Below are 400 nucleotides of genomic sequence, written 5' to 3'. Positions count from 1 at the left end.
TGGCGGGGATGAAGGTGGTCGGGGAGCTGTTCGGGTCGGGGCAGATGCAGTTGCCGTTCGTGCTCCAGTCCGCGGAGGTGATGAAGACGGCGGTGGCGCATCTGGAGCCGCATATGGAGCGGACCGACGATGCGGGGAAGGGCACGATCGTGCTGGCGACGGTGCGGGGGGATGTGCATGACATCGGGAAGAACCTGGTGGACATCATCCTGACGAACAACGGCTACACGGTGGTGAATCTGGGGATCAAGCAGCCGGTGGGGGCGATCCTGGACGCGGCGGCGGAGCACCGTGCGGATGTGATCGGAATGTCGGGGCTGTTGGTGAAGTCCACGGTGATCATGAAGGAGAACCTGGAGGAGCTGAACCGGCGGGGTATGGCCACCGACTACCCGGTCAT

1 protein-coding gene is annotated in these 400 nt (G+C 64.0%); it reads left to right on the top strand.

Going from position 1 to position 400, the window contains the following annotated elements:
• Positions 1-400: cobalamin-dependent protein (locus tag IF27_RS29660; RefSeq protein WP_190233158.1), on the top strand; the 400-nt coding region annotated here is incomplete at both ends.

The organism is Streptomyces avicenniae, assembly GCF_000719135.1.
GTDB lineage: Bacteria > Actinomycetota > Actinomycetes > Streptomycetales > Streptomycetaceae > Streptomyces > Streptomyces avicenniae.
The sequence above is the reverse complement of the archived record's forward strand: the minus strand, read 5'-3'. Positions and strand labels throughout refer to the sequence as shown.